Consider the following 20,191-nt stretch of genomic DNA (forward strand, 5'->3'; position numbering starts at 1 on the left):
ATCAGCGCGAGTACTGTTATCAGCCATTGCGCCTGCACACGCCTCGTCAAGCCGCCCGACAAATTTGCACAGTTATTTCTGAACCAGATCATTAGAATAGGCACCTAACCTTTTTTAGAGTCAGAGCCCTACCTATGCCCGATCCAGTTGATGCCCTTGAGGTATCGGACTTACCGCTGGACGATCTGGTGGCATGCCATGAGTGCGACCTGCTGATGCGCAAGCCAGAGCTCGCCCTTGGAGAAAAGGCCCAATGTCCGCGCTGCGGTTATGAGCTCTACGCTCACCGCCATAACGTGATTGAACGAAGCCTGGCGTTGGTGCTAGCCGCTTTGTTGCTATACATACCCGCGAACTTTCTACCCATCATGCAGCTCAATCTACTCGGGCAATCCTCGGAAGATACCGTATGGAGCGGCGTTGTTGGTTTGTTCGACACCGGTATGCAAGGCGTGTCCATCGTGGTGTTCCTGTGCAGCATGGGCATCCCCTTGCTCAAGCTGCTATGCCAATTGTTGGTGTTGCTGAGTGTTCGTTGGAAGATCGGCCGCAGTTACGGGTTACTGCTGTACCGCATCTACCACCATATGAAGGATTGGGGAATGCTGGAAGTCTATTTGATGGGGGTGCTCGTAGCGATCGTAAAGCTCGCAGACATGGCCTCCATCACGATCGGCTTGGGCCTGTTCTGCTTTATCAGTTTATTAATGGTTCAAGTCCTGCTTGAGGTGGTGATGTCGCCCCACCAGATCTGGCAAGCGCTGTCAGGAGAGGATGATCATGCGGGCGATTGATGCGGGTATTCTGATATGTACCGAATGCCATGAGTTGAACAGGCAAGAGCCTGATACTGATGAGCAAACCTGCACTCGTTGTGGTGCGCTGATCCATGCACGCCGCCCTGACAGCCTTGTGCGTACCTGGGCGTTGCTGATTACCGCTGCGATTCTGTATATCCCCGCCAATGTATTGCCGATCATGACGGTCAACTCACTCGGCCAGGGAGAACCCAGCACTATCATGGCCGGTGTGATCCAGTTGGTGCAGCACGGTATGTTTCCCATCGCCGCCGTGGTGTTCATCGCCAGTATCCTGGTGCCGACTTTTAAGCTCGTGGGCATTGGGCTGCTCCTGTTTTCGGTGCAGCGTCATCAGCCGCTCTCCGCACAACAACGTATCGTGATGTACCGTTTTATCGAATTCATTGGACGTTGGTCCATGTTGGATATCTTCGTGATCGCCATTCTGGTGGCGGTCGTTAACTTTGGACGACTTGCCAGCGTCGAGGCCAACCTCGGCGCTGCAGCGTTCGCCAGTGTGGTGATCTTGACGATGCTTGCCGCTGTAACTTTCGATCCCCGACTGATTTGGGATAACACGGAGTCGGACGACGACCATGAGTGACTTGCCTAAAGCTAAAACCCGCCCCTCCTCTAATTGGTCGGCAATTTGGGTCTTGCCCCTGATTGCCTTGATCATTGGCGGCTGGCTTGGCTGGCGTGCCTACTCACAACAGGGCATCGAGATTCAAGTGCGCTTTGAAAGCGGCGAAGGCATCCAGGTCAACAAAACCGAGGTGGTCTATAAAGGCATGCCCGTGGGCAAGGTCAAAGCCCTGGCGCTGGACGACGAAGGCAGCAACCGCGGGGTAATCGCCACCATCGAGATGGGCAAGGACGTCGAGCAATACCTCAAGACCAATACGCGTTTCTGGCTGGTCAAGCCCAGCGTCAGCCTCGCCGGTATCACCGGCCTGGAAACCCTGGTCTCCGGCAATTACATCGCCGCCAGCCCCGGCGATGGCGAACCCACGCGTAAATTCAAGGCTCTCTCCGAAGAGCCACCTTTATCGGACGCCAAGCCCGGCCTGCACCTGACCGTCAAAGCCGACCGTCTGGGTTCACTGAATCGTGGCAGCCCAGTGTTCTACAAACAGATCCAGGTTGGTCAGGTCAAAAGCTACCTGCTGTCCGAAGACCAGAGCACGGTCGAGATCAAGCTTTATATCGAGCCGACCTACGCTCACCTGGTGCGCAAACACACGCGCTTCTGGAATGCGAGCGGCATCAGCATCGACGCTAATCTCTCCGGTGTGAAGGTACGCAGCGAATCGCTCTCCAGCATCGTCGCCGGCGGTATCGCGTTCGCTACTCCGGAGAATCGCAAGGACAGCCCGCCCACGGATCCAAGTCTGCCGTTCCGTTTGTACGAAGATTTCGACGCCGCCGCGGCCGGCATTCGGGTCAAGGTCAAGCTCACCGACTTCGAGGGCCTGCAAGCGGGCCGCACTCCAGTCATGTACAAAGGCATTCAGGTCGGTAGCCTTAAAACCTTGAAGATCGACCCGGATCTGTCCAGCGCCAACGCCGAGTTGACCCTCGACCCCCTGGCGGAAGACTACCTGGTACAGGACACTCAATTCTGGGTGGTCAAGCCGTCCATCTCTCTGGCCGGCATCACCGGCCTGGAAGCCTTGGTAAAAGGTAACTACATCGCCATCCGCCCCGGCGATAAAGGCAGTGCTCCGCAACGTGAGTTTGTCGCGCGCGCCAAAGCGCCACCGCTGGACCTGCGTTCCCCAGGTCTGCACATGGTGTTGTTCACCGATAACCTGGGCTCCCTGGATGTCGGCAGCCCGATCCTCTACAAGCAGGTTAAGGTCGGTTCGGTGCAGAGCTACCAGTTCTCGCGCAAGAACAAGCAACTGGTGATCGGCGTTCACATCGAGAAGGAATACGAAAACCTGGTCAACGGTTCGACGCGGTTCTGGAATGCCAGCGGCGTGACCCTGACCGGCGGCCTCACCGGTGGCATCCAGGTCAAGAGTGAATCCTTGGCCAGCCTGATGGCGGGCGGGATCGCATTCGAAACGCCACAGCCCAACGTTCCGCTGAAAAAACGTATCCCTCGTTTCCGCCTGTTTGCCGACCGTGAAGCGGCCAACCAACATGGCACCCTGGTGACCATCAAGGTGGACCGTGCCGACGGCCTTCGTCCGGGAACTCCTGTGCGCTTCAAAGGCCTGGATGTCGGCAAGATCGAGAACGTCGACCTCAGTGCCGATATGCAGTCGGTGCTGCTGACCGCCCGTATTACCCAAGTGGCGGATCGCATCGCGCGGGCCGGCAGCCAATTCTGGGTGATCAAGCCTGAGCTGGGCCTGATGAAAACCTCGAATCTCGAAACCCTGGTCACCGGCCAGTACATCGAAGTGCAACCGGCAGCGAAAAATGCTGGCCCGCAGAAGAGTTTCGTCGCGCTGAACCAGCCGCCGGAAGCCGTCCACCAAGAGGCCGGCCTGAGCCTGGTGCTGAGCGCCGCGCGTCGTGGTTCGTTGAAGGAAGGCGTGCCGGTTACCTACCGTGAGGTCACCGTGGGCAAAGTCACCGGCTACGAGTTGGGGCAAACCGCCGACCGTGTGCTGATTCATATCCTGATCGAGCCCAAGTACGCGCCACTTGTGCGCAGCGGCAGCCGCTTCTGGAACACCAGCGGTTTCGGCCTCGACTTTGGCCTGTTCAAAGGCGCAACGGTACGCACCGAATCCCTGGAGACCCTGGTTGCCGGCGGCATTGCCTTCGCGACGCCGGAAGGCGAGCGCATGGGCAACGCCGCGCGACCGCAACAAACCTTTGCGCTGTTCGACAAATTTGAAGACGAATGGCTGACCTGGGCGCCTAAAATTCCACTGGGCAGATAAACCGGGGGGCTTGCCCCCGATGGGGCCCTCAACATCATTGCAAAAACCAAAAAGGCCGCGATCCATAAAATCGCGGCCTTTTTGCATTTCAGTGCCGCAGGTCAGACCTCATCCAGCTCCGGTTCATCCGCCTGCACATTCACCGTCGCCTTCACCACATCATGGCGACGGATGTACTTCCAGTCCGCCTCGTCGATATAGATGCCGTTCGGCCCGCTGCCACCTTCCAGGTCGATCGCCACCTGGGCGGATACCTGGGGTTTCACGCTCGCCAGGATCGGCACGAAGCCCAACTGCAAACTGGTTTCCAGCAGCGCTGCCTGGTTCTTCTCATCGATATCCGCCGCCTCATCCAGGTAGTACGGCAAGCGCACGCGGCCGGCCTGGTCACGGTCCATCAGGTGCAGCAACAAATACATGTTGGTCAGCGCCTTGATGGTCATGGTAGTGCCGTTGGACGCCGCGCCATCGATATCGGTGTGGATCACCGGCTGGCCGTTGACCTTAGTGATTTCGAAGGCCAGCTCGAACAGATCCTTGAGGCCCAACTGGTTGTGATTAGCGGCCACCAGGCGAGCCAGGTATTCCTTGGCTTCTTCGTTCTTGTTGTCTTGCTCGGCGCTCTGGCTGAGGTCGAATACCGACAAGGTTTCGCCTTCCTCATACTGCCCGGCGCTGTGGATGATCTGGTCGATATGCTTGAGCGCTTCCTTGTTCGGCGCCAGCACGATGCGGAAGCTTTGCAGGTTGGACACCTGGCGCTTGTTGATCTCGCGGTTGAACAGCGCCAGCTGATGTTCCAGGCTGTCGTAGTCGCTGCGGATATTGCGCAAGGTTCGCGCGATATCGGTGACCGCCGCGCGGCGTGCCTTGCCAAGAGTCAGGGCTTCATCCGTGCGGTGGGCATAAGCGTTGATCAGCAGTTGCAGGCGACGTTCCACATCATCCTCGCTGTCGAACTTGGCCACACCCTTGAGGCGCACCTGAGCGTACAGCGCTTCGATCTGGCCGTCGGCGCGCAGCAGGCCCTGCCAACTGTCCTGATAGTCATTGAGCAACGGCAGCAGGTTGTCCATGGAGTCATCGACCGGGTCCATGAACGGTGTGCCGAACGGCAGATCCGCCGGCAGCAACTGGCGACGGCGCAGCGCGTCATCCAGGGTGCGCTGCTTGGCTTCCATGTCGCCGATCTGCCGCCCGACCAGTTGCAGCTTGGCCGACAGTTGCTGGACGCGCTCGGTGAACGCATCGCTGGAGCGTTTCAACTCGTCCTGCGCCGCTTCCATCTGCGCCAGGCTTTCCAGTTTTTCGCCTTCCTCGGCGCTCAGGGTCTGCGCGCGGCGGAAGTCTTCCAAAGCTTTTTGCGCATCCAGCACCTGTTGGTACAACGCTTCGGTCTGGGTTTTGCTCGCCGCGCGGTCAGCCGCCACGGCTTGCTGGGTTTTGAGCTGCTTGAGTTCTTTTTCAAGGCGCTCTTTCTGATCGCGCAAAGCCGCGCGGTCCGCCAGGGCCTGCAATGCCGGCGGTTCGATGTGCGAGATATCGATGGACAGCCCCGGTACTTCAAAGCGCTCGCCTTTGAAGCCATCAAGGATCTGCTCCAGGGATTTGACCCACTGACCGTCCTCGTCCAGCGTGATGCCGTGTTCGCCCAGCGGCAGGCTGAACAGCGAACTGTTGAACAGACGCATCAGACGCTCGACGTCCTGCTGTGAGAATTCTTCGCGCAGTTTGGCGTAACTGTTGTTGTCCGCGTGATCGAGCTGTTGCTTGACTGACTTCAAGCGCTTTTCCAGATCGCGCAAACGCTCATCCAGGTCTTCGGCGCTGAACTGCCGCGACTGTGCCAGTGCGCCGGCCAGTTCGTCGTGGGCGTCCTTGGCGGCCAGCAGCTGTTGCTCCAGCACCTTGACGTCATCCACCAGCGCAAAGCGATGCTTGAGCACCGACAATTCACCCAGCCAACGCTGGATGCCGCTGATCTCCCGCTCCAGGCGCATCAGTTCCTGAGTACCGCCGCGCTGGTCGTTCTGCAGGGCGTCCTGCTCGTTGCGGTAGTGCTCGGCCTGGATCGTCAGCTCTTCCTTGCGCGCACTGGCGTAGTCCGACCAGGTCCCCAGCAGCGAATCCAGCAGCGGCGACAGACGATGCAGCTTGCCACGCAGAATGTCGCGCTGTTTCACGCCATTGGCCAGGGCTTCGACCAGCGGCCCGGCGGCCACCAGCGAGTTGTAGTCCTGTTCCATGCGTCGCACATCGCGGAAGGCTTCTTCGCACGCGGCGATGTAATCCACACTGCCGGACCGCAGGCTGTGTTCAAACGCATCGAGGAACAGTTGCTTGAGCTTGGCCGCGGTGATTTCGCGCATGTGCAGCAGGTTGATAAATAGCGCGCGGAAGGTCTTCAGGCTCTGCTCGCTGGTGGAGCGCAGCGGGATCAACGTCAGGTCCAGCGGGATCGACGTGTGGCCACCCACCAGCAAGCGCCGCAGTTCATCCGGTTTGAGCTCATAGGCCTTGAGGCCCTCGCGCTCCAGGTTGGTGAACAGCTCTTTCTGACGCAGGCAGGTGTCGTTCTGCTGGTAATGGGCCAGGTCCAGCTTGCCCGCGTAGGCAAAAAACTGGTGGCCGAAACCGCCGCCGGGGCCGCGACCGACCACCCCGATCACATGCGGGCCGTGGGGCAGGGAGACTTCGACGAGGATGTAGCTGGTGTCGCTGGCAAAGTAGAAACGCCGCGATTGTTCCAGGGTGTACTTGCCGAAACTCATGTCCGACATGCGCGCCAGAATCGGGAACTGCAGCGCGTTGATCGAGGCGGATTTACCCAGGTTGTTCGCGCCGTACACCGACAGCGGCTCTTCCAGCGGAAACAGGCCCAGGCTGTAGCCGGCGGTGTTCAATAGGGCGAAGCGGCGGATGCCGTAGCGTTCCTTACTCATGCGTCGGTCTCCTGTTCTTCGGCAATGGCGCGGGCCAGGGCGTCTTCTTCGCTCTCGTTGTCAAACTCGCTGAGGTCCAGCGGGTCATCGGTCTGCAACAGTTTTTCATCGCTGTCTTCGTCGATGATCACCGGCGCCGGCAGTGGCAACACGCTGTGCACGCTGGCCGCCAGATCGCGGTCCTGCTGCACCGACAGGCACACGTCGAGAAAGCGATGCATCGGTGGCAGGAAGCGGTACACGCCGTTGTCTTCGCCGGCGAATCCGAGCTGGGTCATGCGGCGCATGATTTTTTCTTCGAGTTCTTCCTGGGTTTGCACTTCAGCCTGGATAAACAGGTCGCGGTACTTTTCCAGCAGCGAGGGCAGTTCGTCGCGACCCAGGCTGCCGCCGTCGAGCACGGCGATCGGGTCGCGGCCCTGGTCGGCCAGGTGCTCGACGAGGATGAAGGTGAACAACGCCAGGCGCTGCGCGGTCTTGTTGACCTGCGCGGCAGCCACGGCGGTGTCCGGCACGAAGTAATAGAAACCGCGGGTGTCGCACACCAGCTCAAAGCCCAGGGCTTTGAACAGCATGCGGTACTGGTCCTGGAAGTTCGACAGTTGGGCGTACAGCTCCGGGTCGCGGCGGCTGACGTGGTAACCCTTGAACAGCTCGCGGAAAATCGGCGCCAGCTGGGACAGTTCGGATAGATCAAGATGCATGAGGAATGCTCGCAGAATGCTCGGCCGCGTCGGGCGTGGCCGGGAGCAGGGCGAAAGAGCGCAGGCTGACCTGATGCTCGTGGGTGTGGTAATCGCGACGTTCCAGGCGTTCGCGCTTGAAGCGTTTTTCCCGGGACAGGCGCGAGAACCAGTACAGCAACTCGTCGGTGGCGCCGTCGGGCTCCTGCTCCAGCAGCCAGGTCATCAGGTCCGGCATCGGCAGTGCGTCTTCGCAGCGATCGAGCATCTCCTTGACCGTGCGCGGCGCGCGTTGGGCTTCGCCCTTGTGGGACTTGTGTGCCTTGGGGAACCGCGCAGGCTTGGGCTCGAAGTTCGCCAGGGCATACACATAGGCTTCCACCTGGCTCGCGCTGCCCAGGAAGGTGCTTTGCGGTCGGGTGAACATAGGCATCGCCGCTTGCGGCACCGCGTCCAGGCCTTTGCGTCGAATCGCTGACAAGGCCAACGCCGCGCCACGGGTCACGGCGTTGTGCCGGCGCGCTTCTTCACGCAGCGGCAGCAACAGTTCCCGCGCATGGCGCAAGGTCAATTGGGCGCTGGTCTGCATTTCGAGGATGCGCGCGTGGGTGCGCAGCAGCATGTCATCGTCCACCAGATGGCCGAGGCGCTGCTGTTCGGTGAGCAGGCGCAACAGCACATTCTCGACCTTGCGCACGCCTTGTTCGAAGGCGCCGTCGGCGTTCACCAGTTGGATCATCGGTTCGACGTATTCATCCCAGGTCGCCAGGACTTCGGCATAGCGCTGGCGCAACGGAATCTGCCGGTCGCTGGTCTTGGCGCGGTCGGCCACGGCGGCGAGGGCCTGTTCATCGTTGGCGAGTTTTTTCAGCACGTCGCGCACGCGCATATCGAGCAGGCGCAGTTGGCGAGCCAGGTCGTGGCCGTCGCGGATGTCGAAGGCGTCCTGAATATAGCCGGCCAGACGCTCGAGGTGGCGCAGGTAGGCTTCGATCTCCAGGCACAGGCCGAGCCGGTGTTCCTTGCGAAGGTAGGCCAGGAAATCGTGAATCTGGGCGTTAAGCTCGAAGCGGTTCGGGCTCTTGGCCACAGGTACGAGGATGTCGAGGCGAATCCACACGTCCAGCAGGCTGGTGATGTCCTGCGGCGTGCTGTCCAGTTGTTGGGCGGCCAGTTGCGCGCGCAGCTCGCTCAGGCTCAGGGTGCCTTGGTCGAAGTGTTCGCACAGTGGCTCAAGTAAGGCCCAGTGTTCGGCGAGGGCGCGCAGGACGCGCTTGGGTTCGATCATGGGAATGGCCGGCTGGTTGGCGATTAAAAGTCGCGATTGTACTGCATCGGACGGGGGATTTATCCACAGCCGGTCAGTGCGCAGTGGGCGATTGAGAGCGAACAGCGGTAGAATCCCCGCTCTTTACTTATCCACAAGTGGCCGAGCTGTGCTTATCGAGTCCCGACGTCGCGCTTACTTGACCGCCATGCAGGTGGTCAATTGGCTGCCCCGTACCGAACTGCCGTTTGCTGCGCCATCGCGGCCCGAGCTGTTGCAGGCGCTTGAGCCCGATGTGGTGTTGGAGTCTTCGGGGGAGGAAGCGGCCCCGCCGGTCGCGGTGATCAAGTCGGTGCCCGAGACACGCCCGGCGGTGGAGCGGACCAAGGTCGAAGTCCCGCGGCCTTCGCCAGTGACCAAGCCCACAGTGGCCGAAGAGGCTGCGCCGGTGGTCAAGGCGCCGGTGGTGCCGCCGGCGCGTTTTGCCCTGCAATTGCTGCGTGCCGGGCGCTGCCTGCTGCTGGTGGAACTGCCTACCGGCGAGCGCTTCCAAACCCGCGACCCGGCCTACCTGCTGCTCAAGGACATGCTGCGTGCCGCCGGCCTGCCCGACAGCCCGCAGATCGTCGGCGACCCGGTGCGCTGGCCGTTGCTGGCGCGGGGCACCATGGATCAAGGCCCGGAGGCCGCGCGCGACTTCGTGCAAGGGTTTGTCGCGGCGCGCCTGGAAGACGAACCCAGCGTGTGCGTGTGGCTGATTGGCCTGCCCGCCGTGCGGTTTGCCGGTGAAGCCAACGCCGAGGCGTGGTATCGCGAGCTGCAGGTCGAAAGCCTGGGCTCGGTATGGGCCCTGCCGGGCCTGGAATTATTAATGGAAGAGCCACAGCGTAAGGCTGATGTCTGGCAAGCCATGCGCCGGCTGATGGCGCGCTGGAAAACAACCGATGAGTGAGGCTTTATCCTTCCGCCCGATGACCGAAGCCGACCTCGACGCCGTGCTGAAAATCGAATACGCGGCGTTCAGCCACCCTTGGACCCGTGGCATTTTCCTCGATGGGCTGGGCAAGTACCAGATCTGGCTGATGTTCGAAGGCGAGCAGCAGGTGGGGCACGGCGTGGTGCAGATCATTCTCGACGAGGCGCATCTGCTCAATATTACGGTCAAGCCGGAGAACCAGGGCCGTGGCCTGGGCCTGGCACTGCTGGAACACCTGATGTCGCGTGCCTATGCGGCGAATGCGCGGGAGTGTTTCCTGGAAGTGCGTGACAGCAATACCGGGGCCTTTCGGTTGTACGAGCGCTACGGATTCAATGAAATCGGCCGTCGCCGGGATTACTACCCGGCGGTCGGTGGGCGTGAAGATGCGGTGGTCATGGCCTGCACCCTGGTGGATTGACCACCCCAGCCGATGCGGGAGCGGCTGAGCCGGCTCCCGCAGGTTGAACTGCGCCGGTCAGCGATTACCGTCTACAGGGTCGATATCCGCCAGTTCTGCCTCATCCAGACCATTTCCTGCGCCAATCTCGTCTTCGTCCACAACACTCAGATCGAAATCGGCGGGGCTGTCTTCGCCGGCCTCTCGTGCATCCCGTGCGCCGTCTTCGTGGATCAGGGTTTCCGGGCTCATGTCGTCGTCGGTCGATTCATGATCGTCGGTGGAAGCCCCGGTCATCCCGGCTTCACGCACGCGCTCGTCAGGCATCAAGTGTTCGCGCTCGCCACGGGGGATTTCGTCGCCGATTTCTGCGCTGGGTGCCTCGTCGTCAAAATCCAGCTCGCGCATCGAACCCATGCGGTCTTCGTTGTCATCAATCGGTTCGGGCTGGGTAGCGCCGTAGGGACGTCGTGATTCAGTCATGGCCAATCCTCATACTGTGGGGCATATAGTGTGTGGACAGGCACGGCGCCCTAAAGATTCAAGCTAATTGCGCATGGGCGTGACCTGGACGAGTGGTCGTGTGTCACACAGCTGCGCATCATTCCTGAGGCTTTCCTGATGAACGAACTACAAGACCTGCTTGATAACAACGAACGCTGGGCGGATGCGATCAAACAGGAAGATCCCGAATTCTTCGCCAAGCTCGCCCGCCAGCAAACCCCGGAATACCTGTGGATCGGCTGTTCCGATGCGCGGGTGCCGGCCAACGAGATCGTCGGCATGCTGCCGGGCGATCTGTTCGTGCACCGGAACGTGGCCAACGTGGTGCTGCACACCGACCTCAATTGCCTGTCGGTGATCCAGTACGCAGTCGATGTACTCAAGGTCAAACACATCCTCGTCACCGGGCACTATGGCTGCGGAGGCGTGCGTGCTTCCATGCAGGACCGCCAGTTCGGCCTGATCGACGGCTGGCTGCGCACCATTCGTGATCTCTACTATGAGAACCGTGACGTGCTGGCCCAGCTGCCGACCGAAGAAGAGCGTGTGGACCGGCTGTGCGAGCTGAACGTGATTCAGCAAGTAGCCAACGTCGGCCACACCAGCATTGTGCAAAACGCCTGGCACCGCGGGCAGAGCCTGTCGATCCATGGTTGCATCTACGGCATCAAGGATGGCCGCTGGAAAAGCCTGAACACCACCATCAGCGGCTTCGAGCAACTGCCACCGCAATACCGCCTGCGTCCGCTGGGCGAAGCTTAAGGGCGCTTACGCTCGCGCCATCGAGCCATGAACGCCTGCCCTTCGGCGTTCAGCGGCTCATCGCGACCCGTGATCCAGCCCCGGCAATTGAGCTCGCCGCAATGGCAGGCGAATTGTCGGGACAGGGTGTCCTCGTTGCTGGCGTAATCGAGCGTCAGTGGCGTGCCGGCGGGGATGGGCCTTACGGTCCACAACTCGAGGTAGGTGCTGTCGAAAAATACATTCGGGTTACACGAGTGCCGCAGCAGGCCGCAGAACCAGCAGTCGTACAAGTGGATACGCGGCGACAACTGCAGCGTGCGCGGGCCTCGTTTGTTCACGGCGTAGCCGGAAACCTGTGCAATCAGCACACGGCTGTCGAATCCAACGCGCGCCTCGACACCGCCGCCTTTGCCAACGATCTTGAAGTGTTTGGACGAGGGGTAGCCTCGCTCAACGAGCAATGTCTTGAAAGGGTACAGGCAATCATTTGCTGCCGTTTCAGCCATACCCATGGTTTGAGTTTTCATGACTCTCCTAGGTGGGCCCTTGGTCAGGCTGCTTCGACCTGCGGATAATGTCTGACTGCCAGTCTTGCAATGGATGGGCGCGGCTCAAGGTTCGCCGAAGTTGGATCCGATTTCTACTGTCAAATATGACAGTAGAAATCGTTCGCGCAGGGTGGCGCCCTACAGGTGCGGCGCCATGATTGTCGGCGTCGGGGCGGCGTTCTTCAGTTGCTTGAGCTGAGTTTTTATGGTCGGGGTGGCGCACTTGGCGTTAGCTTCGGTCGGGGTCAGTTTGCGCACCGAGGTGTAGAACAATTCACAGGTCTGTTCCTTGCGCGTGACCTGCCAGGTGTTCATACAGGCCTGGAGCAGCACGTTCGCATCGCTCGCCGGTTTCTGGCCCATGCCCGCCTGCCAGCAGGCGGCGCTCAAGTCCTGGCCCATGACTTTCAAACCCGCCTCGTCGGCCTTCTGCTCGTTGCCGTCATACGTCGCCGGGTCGGCGGCGTACCAGATATAGCTGGGGTGGTTGGAGCCCAGCACCGATACGCTCTTACCGACAGCCGGGCTGATCTGCGCCAGGCCCAGCACGCCCACGGTTTGCCCGTATTGCTGCTTGATCCAGTTACGCACTGGTGCGCCGAACGCCACCATCGGCAGCGCGCCGTTGGGCAACAGGCTCAATTCCTTGACCATGCGCGTCTGGTAGTCGGTGAAATAGCTGTAGACCGCCTCCAAATCTTTACCGGCATTGGAGGGTGCGGCGATGGGGGCGATATCGATGATGGTCTGGTAGGCCGGGGTTTCGGTGGCCGGCACGCCGTTGTCGGTGAGCAGCGTGGCCCAACGGTCGGTGGTGGCCGATTCCAGGTAATCCTGGGCCTGGGTCAGCGAATAGTCCGGCGGGAAGTGCAGCAATTCGATGCTCTTGCGGTTTTCCAGGGCCATGCCCAGCGGCAGGAACAGGTACCAGTTATAGGCCCACTTGCCGTCGCTGTTGAGTTTGCTGGCGCCCTGATACGCCAGGTCGGCGGTGTTGAGCAGGGTAGTCAATGGCTGGCCATAACCGTCCGGCACGCCGCTGAATGTCGCCGTCACCTGGCCGTCATGGCTTTTGACGCTGACTTTGGCGCGGCTGTAACCGTCGCGCTGCAGGCTCTGGTTCAGGTAATGCTCGGCGGTCTGCTCCAGCGTCCAGGGCCGATAACAGATCACATTGCAGTTATTGGGAAAGGCGAACAATTGGGTGACGCGCTGGGTACTGCCCAGAGGTACTTCGATATCGGCCTGCACGACCGCACTGACCATCAGTGCGGCCAGGGTCAGGGACAGCCTGGTCGATGTGAACATAATTGATTCCTTGTCAGCGAAAGCCCGTCTGCGCGGGATGAAGGCCCACTTGCACACAGTAGCGGCTGACCAGGAAAACCGCGTGCTAAATCAGCGAACATGTCGCTATTGGATAAGAAACCCTACACGCTGAAGTGCAATGCGTTGCTCAGATCGCCCATCGGCACCTGGCCGCGTGCAATCATCGCGTCGTCGCGCTGTTTCAGGCCGGGCAGGGGCTCGAGCTGGAAAACCCGAGTAATCAACCGCAGGATCGACGCGGTGTCGTAAACCGTGTGGTCCACTGTGCCCTTGCGCGCGAAGGGCGACACCACCAGCGCCGGAACGCGCGTGCCAGGGCCCCAGCGATCACCCTTGGGCGGTGCCACGTGGTCCCACCAGCCGCCGTTTTCATCGACGGTCACCACTACCACCATGTTTTTCCATTGCGCACTTTCCTGCAACACCTTCAGCGCGCGGACGATATGCCGGTCGCCCGACGCCACATCGGCGTAACCGGCGTGCATGTTCAGGTTGCCCTGAGGCTTGTAGAACGTCACTGCCGGCAGCTTTCCAGCCTGCGCATCGGCAAAGAACTTGTTGGTACTGGACTCATCGCCCAACCCCCCATCGCGCAGACGCTTGCTGCGCTCCGCCGGGTTCTGCGGCCCCTGTTGCTTGAAGTAGTTGAACGGCTGATGGTGGTACTGGAAATTGGGAATCTTGGGGATCCCGCCCGAATCCTTGAACTGATCCAGCGTCGCCTGCCAGGCCCCGGCGTACCAGGCCCAGTCGACATTCTTCTTCGACAGCTTGTCGCCGATGTGTTCGTGGGTCTGCGGCACCAGCACATTGGGCAGGTCGGGCTTGGAGTAATCCGGATTCTGCGGGTCGCGGATCCAGGTCGGCCAATAGGGCGGGGCCAGGGTGTTTACCGCATAACCGTCCGGAGTCAACGCACTGGGGCCGAATTGCGGCGGGCCGGTCATGGCGCTGGCCGGGGATTTGTCCAATGGCTTGAGGCGCGTGTCGGTGGGGTCATCGCTTTGCAACGTGGCGATCTGCGATTTGGCCACCGATTGCGCCGCGTTCGGGTACACCGGCGCGGTGGCGCTGATCAGGTATTGATGGTTGAGGAATGAGCCGCCAAACGCGCCCTGGAAGAAGTTGTCGCAAAGCACGAACTCTTTGGCCACGTCCCACAGACGCAGGGAATAACGGCTCTGGGCGTAATGGCCCATCACCAGGCCGCCGGAATCGGCCCAGGCAACAAAACCATCGTTCTTGCCGCCGTTGATCTGCATCTGGTTCTGGTAGAACACATGCCATAAGTCGCGGGTCACCAGGCTCAAAGGCAAGTCTTCGGCATTCGGGCCCTTGAGGGCGAACGGTGCGTTGGGCAGGTTTTCCTGGAATTGCACGTCATTGGGGTAAGTCACCCCGTCCACGCTTTGCGGGCCTACCTGCAGCACGCCGCCCCAAACCGCAGGCAGGGTGGTCAGCAGGCTGCCGTCGCGGTCGCGCTGCTGGTAGTCGGCGGCGGAGAGCGCCGACAGTGGTTTCTCCACGCCGGGGAAGTCCGCAAACAGATTATTGAAACTGCGGTTTTCGGCGTAGATCACCACCACGGTTTTCACCTGTTCGCGCAAAGCCTTGTCCAGTTCCTGCGGCGTCAGTGGTCGTGCCTGCGGTGTGTCGGGCGCTTCGCTGGTATTGCCGCAGCCGCTCAAGGTAGCGCCCACCCCCAGTACCGCCGCGCCTCCCAGGAAGCGCCGACGGCTGGTGTCCACAGGCGGTTGAGTTACGGAATCGGGGGAGGGGCGGTCTTTGTGCTCGTCACTCATTGCGGGGGAGTCCTGGCGAGATGTTGCAAGATATTTCGCAGGACGGTAGCAGGGGGATATGACGGAACCAAGACAACAGCGCGACCTGCCGGCGCTGCGAGAACCTGTGGGAGGGGGCTTGCCCCCGATGACTGCCTGACAGTCGACTGGAGTGTCGCATCAGACCGAGCACATATACCGGCTGTCGCGCCTGATTGACTGCGCCCGTTGCAATAACAGGCGCACTCTCCATTCGCCTACGGCATCACCGGCGGCAAATACGCCAGCGTGGTCCCCAACGCCCACAACAAGAACAGCACCAGCGGCGCATGCACCAGCAATTGCACGAACGAAAAACCGATCAAATCCCTCGCCTTGAGCCCCAGTACTCCCAACAGCGGCAGCATATAGAACGGGTTGATCAGGTTCGGCAGCGCTTCGGCGGCGTTGTAGATCTGCACCGACCAACCCAGGTGGTATTGCAGATCGTTGGCCACCTGCATCACGTACGGCGCCTCGATGATCCACTTGCCGCCGCCCGAAGGAATAAAGAAGCCCAGCACCGCCGAGTACACCCCCATCAGCAGCGCGTAGGTGTCGTGGGAGGCGATGGAGGTGAAGAAGGTCGAGATATGGTGCGCCAGGGTCTGGCCGTCGCCGCCCTTGACCACTGTCATCAGCGCGGCGATCGAGCCGTACAACGGGAATTGGATCAACACCCCGGTGGTGGTCGGCACCGCGCGGGCCACCGCATCCAGGAAACTGCGCGGGCGCCAGTGCAGCAGCGCGCCGACCATGATGAACAGAAAGTTATAGGTGTTGAGCCCCGAGATGGCACTGATCGCCGGCTTGGTCGAAAACTCATGGAACAGCCAACCGGCGGCCAGCAGCGCCAGCAGGATGGTCAGCAGCGGGCTGTGTTCCAGCCATTCGCCGGGGCGCGTCGGTGCCTGCGGCTTGGGTAGGTTGAAGGCCGGATCGACGCCACAGGCCTGGGCGTCGCGGGCACTGTTGGGGCCTGGGGCGGTGGCGTAGGCGATGATCAGCGACACCACGATCAGCGCCAGCAACAGCACGCCGGATTGCCACAGGAAGATCGTCTCGGTGAAGGGGATCATCCCGGTGATGGCCAGGATGGATGGCGGCAAACTGCCTGGGTTGGCCTGCAACTGCGCGGCCGACGACGACAGTCCCAGCGCCCACACCGCGCCCAGGCCCAGATAGGCGGCCGCACCCGCCGCGCGGTAATCCATGCGCAGGTCGTTGCGCCGAGCCAGCGCCCGCACCAGCAGACCGCCGAACACCAGGGACAAGCCCCAATTCAGCAACGACGCGACCATGGAAATCAGCGCCACCCACGCCACGGCCGAGCGGCCGTTCTTCGGAATGCGGGCCAGGCGGTCAATCAAGCGCACCGCCGGCGGCGAGCTGGCGACCACATAACCGCCAATCACCACAAAGGCCATCTGCATAGTGAACGGGATCAGGCTCCAGAAACCATCGCCAAAGGCTTTGGCGGCGTCGGTCGGGGCGGCGCCCATGCCCAGAGTCGCCACGACGACGATGATCACCGCGAGCGCGGCAAACACCCAGGAGTCCGGGAACCAGCGTTCGGCAAAATTGGAGCAGCGCAGGGCGAATCGGGCATAGCGGCTTTCTTCGATAGCGTCGGCCACGAGTCATTACCTCTTGTCGTTATTATGGGTTTGGCAATTGGACGGCATATTCCGCTACGGCCATTCATATGGGAATGCAGTTATCTTCATCGATCCATGAGGAAAACAAATATATCTGCCGCGATTGCCATGATCCGGTTCAGCTCATAACCTGCACGCCATTTTGTTTGTCTGCCGAGCCACTCCATGACTGCCACCTCTGTCGCACAGGCGCAGCGCTTTTCCCGCTCCGACTACAAAACCCTGGGCCTGGCTGCCTTGGGCGGTGCCTTGGAAATCTATGATTTCATCATCTTTGTGTTTTTCGCGCTGACCCTCAGCCAACTGTTCTTCCCGCCGCAAATGCCCGAGTGGCTGCGCCTGCTGCAAAGCTTCGGCATCTTTGTCACCGGCTACCTGGCGCGCCCGTTGGGCGGCATCCTGATGGCGCATTTTGCCGATCACCTGGGACGCAAACGCGTATTCAGCCTGAGCATCCTGATGATGGCCTTGCCCTGCCTGCTGATCGGGATCATGCCCACCTACGCCCAGATCGGTTATTTCGCACCGCTGATCCTGTTGGCGCTGCGGGTGCTGCAAGGCGCGGCGGTGGGCGGTGAAGTGCCCAGTGCCTGGACCTTCGTTGCCGAGCATGCGCCGCGCAACCATCGCGGTTACGCGCTCGGTTTCCTACAGGCCGGGCTGACCTTCGGTTACTTGCTTGGCGCTCTGACCGCAACGCTGCTGGCGCAAGTCTTTACGCCCGCTGAGATCCTCGACTACGCCTGGCGGTTTCCTTTCCTGCTCGGTGGTGTGTTCGGGGTGATCGGCGTGTGGCTGCGCCGCTGGCTCAGTGAAACCCCGGTCTTCATGCAAATGCAGGCGCGCCGACAGGCTGCCGCCGAACTGCCGCTGCGCACCGTATTGCGCGACCATCGCGCGGTGTTGCTGCCGGCGATGATCCTCACCTGCGTGCTCACCTCGGCCGTGGTGGTGCTGGTGGTCATTACCCCGACCATGATGCAGAAAACCTTCGGCATGAGCCCCAGTCACACCTTCGCCTTGAGCGCGCTGGGCATCGTCTTTCTCAACATCGGCTGTGTGCTCGCCGGCCTGCTGGTGGACCGCATCGGTGCCTGGCGCGCGGTGCTGGTCTACAGCCTGTTGCTGCCGGTGGGGATTGCGCTGTTGTACGCCAGCCTGATCGGCGGTGGTGCGTGGCTCGGCGCCGCGTATGCCGTTGCGGGCTTGAGCTGCGGGGTGGTGGGCGCCGTGCCCTCGGTGATGGTCGGCCTGTTTCCGCCGGCGGTGAGGGTGTCGGGGATTTCCTTCACGTACAACATCGCCTACGCGCTGTGGGCCAGCACCACGCCGCTGATGCTGATCGCACTCATGCCCGCCAGTCCGTGGATCTGTGTGGGCTACTGCGTGGTGATGGGCGCGGTGGGGGTGGGCAGTGTGGCGCTGTTTGGCAAGCGCCACGCTTTGATGGCCTGAGGGTCAGGTCAGGAAGTGCCAGAGCAGCAACGTACCGACCAGGCCGACCACGGACACAATGGTCTGCAGTACCGACCAGACCCAAATGGTCTGCTTGAGCTGCAGCCCGAAATACTCACGCACCATCCAGAACCCGGCATCGTTGACGTGGCAGAAGAACACCGAGCCGGCGCCGATCGCCAGGGCCACCAGTGAGCTTTGTGTCGCCGCCAGGCCCGCCATCATCGGCGCCAGGATGCCCGCCGTTGTGGTGGTGGCGACGGTGGCCGAACCCGTGGCCTGCCGCAACGCCACGGCGATCAGCCAGGCCAGCAGCAGATACGGCATGTGCGCGCCTTCGGCGACCTTGCTGATGGTCTGGCTGACACCGGCGTCGAGCAGGGTTTGCTTGAGGCCGCCGCCGGCTCCGATGGTCAACAGCAACACCGCAATCGGCGCGAGTGCCTTGCGCAGGGTATTGCCGACCTCGGCGCGTGGCATGCCGGCCGCCCAGCCCAGGCAGATCACCGCAGCGATTACCGCCAGGCCGAGGGCGATCAGCGGTTCGCCGAGGAACTTGAGCGTCATGCCCACACTGCTTTCGGCGGGCAATGCGACTTTGGCCAAGGTGCTGCCGAGCATCAGAATCACCGGCAACAGAATGATCAGCAACGACACGCCGAAGCTCGGCTGGCGCGGTGCCTTGGGCGGCGCGCTGAACAGCGCGCCGATGTCGGCCGGCTCATCCACATGCAGGCGCTTGGACAGCCAGTTGCCATAGATCGGCCCGGCCAGTATCACCGCCGGCACCGCCAGGCAAAAGCCCAGCAGCATGGTCAGGCCCAGGTCGGCGTGAAGCGCGCCCACCGCAATCAGCGGCCCTGGGTGCGGCGGCATCAACGCGTGCAACGTGGTCATGCCCGCCAGCGCCGGGATGGCGATTTTCAGCAGTGGCTGGTTCGAGCGCTTGGCCATGACGAAGATGATCGGCACCATCATCACCAGGCCCACTTCAAAGAACAGCGGCAAGCCGATCACCATCGCCACCAAGGCCATGACCCACGGCAGCGACTTGCCCTTGCCCAGCCCCAGCAGGGTGGTGGCGATGCGATCGGCCGCACCGGACTCGGCCATCAGCGCGCCCAGCATCGAACCCAGGGCAATGATGATCCCGGCCTCGCCAAGGATCGCCCCAGCGCCTTTGCTGAAGGCCTTGGCCACGTCTTCCGGCGGCAGGCCTGCACCAACCCCGGCGATAAAGGTGCCGATCAAAATCGACAGAAACGGCGGTAGCTTGGTCGCGCTGATCAGCACGATGATGCTGGCGATGGCCAGTAGTACGCAAAACATCAGGCGGGTGTCGTGCACCATCCACGCAGCAGTCGATAACGCCAAAGCGGGACTCCTTATCGAACAGGTTAGGATAATTGTTTCTTTTTGTTTCCTGCGCCAAAAGGATACCTGATCGGACGTTGCCCCCCTATAGATCCGTTGTGTTGGCGATTTTTTTCATGTTCCGAGGGCTTGGCCACTCACGGCGGACCTTACCCGGGGAGCTTGTGCTTGAGGTATCGTAGGTTTTTTCGCTTGAAGAGCCACCCTGCATGAGCCCCGAACACTGCCGTCCTGTCCCGCTGCCCAAGGCCTACCGCTTGCTCAATCATGGCCCGACCGTACTGGTGAGCGCCGCTCATGAAGGCCAGCGCACTATCATGGCTGCCGCCTGGGCCATGCCGATGGATTTCGAACCGCCGAAGGTCGCGGTGGTGTTGGACAAATCCACCTGGACCCGCGAACTGCTGGAAGGCGCGGGCACCTTTGTGCTGCAGGTGCCGTGTGCGGCCCAGGCCGACCTGGTGCAGACCGTCGGTACCATCAGTGGCCGCGACCTCGACAAATTCGCCGCCTATGGCCTGCGCACTTTCAACGGTGAACACACCGACGCACCGTTGCTGGAGGGGTGCGTGGCGTGGTTGGAGTGCCGCCTGCTGCCCGAGCCGCATAACCAGCAGACCTACGACCTGTTTCTCGGTGAAGTGGTCGCCGCCTACGCCGATGAGCGTGTCTTCAGTGACGGGCGCTGGCACTTCGAGGGGCACGACCCATTGCGCACCTTGCACCACGTGGCGGGCGGGCATTTCCTGAGCATCGGCCAGCCGATCGATGGGCGCCAGTTGTAAGCCTGG

General features: G+C 61.5%; 17 protein-coding genes. 8 read left to right on the forward strand and 9 right to left on the reverse strand.

What is annotated here, in order from left to right; genetic code table 11:
- Nucleotides 1-134: 134 nt before the first annotated feature.
- From PSH94_RS03255 to PSH94_RS03265, 3 genes are read left to right on the forward strand one after another with little or no spacing between them, the layout of a single operon-like run.
- Entirely contained in the window at nucleotides 135-794 is a 660-nt protein-coding gene (locus PSH94_RS03255; protein WP_181079549.1) for a paraquat-inducible protein A, read from the forward strand.
- The gene (locus PSH94_RS03260; protein WP_181079550.1) at nucleotides 781-1,404 is read left to right on the forward strand and encodes a paraquat-inducible protein A; all 624 of its coding nucleotides are present in this window, start codon (nucleotides 781-783) and stop codon (nucleotides 1,402-1,404) included. The genes PSH94_RS03255 and PSH94_RS03260 overlap by 14 nt, the downstream gene beginning before the upstream one ends.
- Nucleotides 1,397-3,700 carry a PqiB family protein gene (locus PSH94_RS03265; protein ID WP_305436453.1) on the forward strand — a complete coding sequence of 768 codons (2,304 nt, stop codon included), beginning with the start codon at nucleotides 1,397-1,399 and terminating at the stop codon, nucleotides 3,698-3,700. The genes PSH94_RS03260 and PSH94_RS03265 overlap by 8 nt, the downstream gene beginning before the upstream one ends.
- Before the next feature lie 101 nt (nucleotides 3,701-3,801).
- Here the strand turns inward: PSH94_RS03265 and mksF are convergent, their stop codons facing one another.
- Genes mksF through mksB form a run of 3 tightly spaced genes read right to left on the reverse strand, consistent with a single transcriptional unit; the run spans nucleotide 3,802 to nucleotide 8,613 of the window.
- Complete coding sequence (gene mksF, locus PSH94_RS03270) at nucleotides 3,802-6,642, reverse strand: Mks condensin complex protein MksF (RefSeq protein WP_181079552.1); 2,841 nt, start codon at nucleotides 6,640-6,642, stop codon at nucleotides 3,802-3,804.
- Nucleotides 6,639-7,346: an Mks condensin complex protein MksE gene (gene mksE, locus PSH94_RS03275; protein WP_253510327.1), complete on the reverse strand. Its 708-nt coding sequence runs from the start codon at nucleotides 7,344-7,346 to the stop codon at nucleotides 6,639-6,641. The genes mksF and mksE overlap by 4 nt, the downstream gene beginning before the upstream one ends.
- Nucleotides 7,336-8,613: an Mks condensin complex protein MksB gene (mksB, locus tag PSH94_RS03280; protein ID WP_305436455.1), complete on the reverse strand. Its 1,278-nt coding sequence runs from the start codon at nucleotides 8,611-8,613 to the stop codon at nucleotides 7,336-7,338. Before mksB ends, mksE begins: the two co-directional genes overlap by 11 nt.
- Before the next feature lie 187 nt (nucleotides 8,614-8,800).
- Here mksB and PSH94_RS03285 point away from each other — a divergent pair, with 187 nt between their 5' ends.
- Together PSH94_RS03285 and rimI are read left to right on the forward strand one after the other, a co-directional pair.
- Complete coding sequence (locus PSH94_RS03285) at nucleotides 8,801-9,544, forward strand: energy transducer TonB (RefSeq protein ID WP_305437712.1); 744 nt, start codon at nucleotides 8,801-8,803, stop codon at nucleotides 9,542-9,544.
- Nucleotides 9,537-9,989, forward strand: a complete 453-nt coding sequence (rimI, locus tag PSH94_RS03290) for a ribosomal protein S18-alanine N-acetyltransferase (RefSeq protein WP_003188286.1) — start codon at nucleotides 9,537-9,539, stop codon at nucleotides 9,987-9,989. Before PSH94_RS03285 ends, rimI begins: the two co-directional genes overlap by 8 nt.
- 57 nt (nucleotides 9,990-10,046) lie before the next feature.
- On the opposite strand, the gene PSH94_RS03295 is transcribed toward rimI, so the two are convergent.
- The gene (locus PSH94_RS03295; protein ID WP_181079555.1) at nucleotides 10,047-10,451 is read right to left on the reverse strand and encodes a serine kinase/phosphatase; all 405 of its coding nucleotides are present in this window, start codon (nucleotides 10,449-10,451) and stop codon (nucleotides 10,047-10,049) included.
- A gap of 138 nt (nucleotides 10,452-10,589) precedes the next feature.
- On the opposite strand from PSH94_RS03295, the gene can reads away from it, so the two are divergent.
- Nucleotides 10,590-11,234, forward strand: a complete 645-nt coding sequence (gene can, locus PSH94_RS03300; protein ID WP_025856499.1) for a carbonate dehydratase — start codon at nucleotides 10,590-10,592, stop codon at nucleotides 11,232-11,234.
- Here the strand turns inward: can and PSH94_RS03305 are convergent.
- The 4 genes from PSH94_RS03305 to PSH94_RS03320 all read right to left on the reverse strand — a co-directional run bounded on the left by PSH94_RS03305 (nucleotide 11,231) and on the right by PSH94_RS03320 (nucleotide 16,550).
- Entirely contained in the window at nucleotides 11,231-11,743 is a 513-nt protein-coding gene (locus PSH94_RS03305; RefSeq protein ID WP_181079556.1) for an SET domain-containing protein-lysine N-methyltransferase, read from the reverse strand. The genes can and PSH94_RS03305 overlap by 4 nt on opposite strands.
- A 159-nt stretch (nucleotides 11,744-11,902) precedes the next feature.
- Nucleotides 11,903-13,072 (reverse strand): hypothetical protein, encoded by a 1,170-nt coding sequence (locus tag PSH94_RS03310; RefSeq protein ID WP_181079557.1) that lies wholly within the window; start codon nucleotides 13,070-13,072, stop codon nucleotides 11,903-11,905.
- Between the two features lie 122 nt (nucleotides 13,073-13,194).
- Entirely contained in the window at nucleotides 13,195-14,895 is a 1,701-nt protein-coding gene (gene acpA / locus PSH94_RS03315; protein ID WP_305436459.1) for an acid phosphatase, read from the reverse strand.
- 236 nt (nucleotides 14,896-15,131) lie between these two features.
- Nucleotides 15,132-16,550 (reverse strand): short-chain fatty acid transporter, encoded by a 1,419-nt coding sequence (locus PSH94_RS03320; protein WP_305436461.1) that lies wholly within the window; start codon nucleotides 16,548-16,550, stop codon nucleotides 15,132-15,134.
- A gap of 186 nt (nucleotides 16,551-16,736) precedes the next feature.
- On the opposite strand from PSH94_RS03320, the gene PSH94_RS03325 reads away from it, so the two are divergent.
- Nucleotides 16,737-18,026 (forward strand): MFS transporter, encoded by a 1,290-nt coding sequence (locus PSH94_RS03325; RefSeq protein WP_181079560.1) that lies wholly within the window; start codon nucleotides 16,737-16,739, stop codon nucleotides 18,024-18,026.
- A 3-nt stretch (nucleotides 18,027-18,029) separates the two neighbouring features.
- On the opposite strand, the gene PSH94_RS03330 is transcribed toward PSH94_RS03325, so the two are convergent.
- The gene (locus tag PSH94_RS03330; protein ID WP_181079561.1) at nucleotides 18,030-19,400 is read right to left on the reverse strand and encodes a gluconate:H+ symporter; all 1,371 of its coding nucleotides are present in this window, start codon (nucleotides 19,398-19,400) and stop codon (nucleotides 18,030-18,032) included.
- A 209-nt stretch (nucleotides 19,401-19,609) separates the two neighbouring features.
- On the opposite strand from PSH94_RS03330, the gene PSH94_RS03335 reads away from it, so the two are divergent.
- On the forward strand, nucleotides 19,610-20,185 hold the full coding sequence (locus PSH94_RS03335) for a flavin reductase family protein (protein ID WP_253510342.1): 576 nt from the start codon (nucleotides 19,610-19,612) through the stop codon (nucleotides 20,183-20,185).
- The last annotated feature ends 6 nt before the right edge of the window (nucleotides 20,186-20,191 follow it).

This window comes from Pseudomonas sp. FP2254 (assembly GCF_030687695.1).
Classification (GTDB): Bacteria; Pseudomonadota; Gammaproteobacteria; order Pseudomonadales; family Pseudomonadaceae; genus Aquipseudomonas; species Aquipseudomonas quebecensis.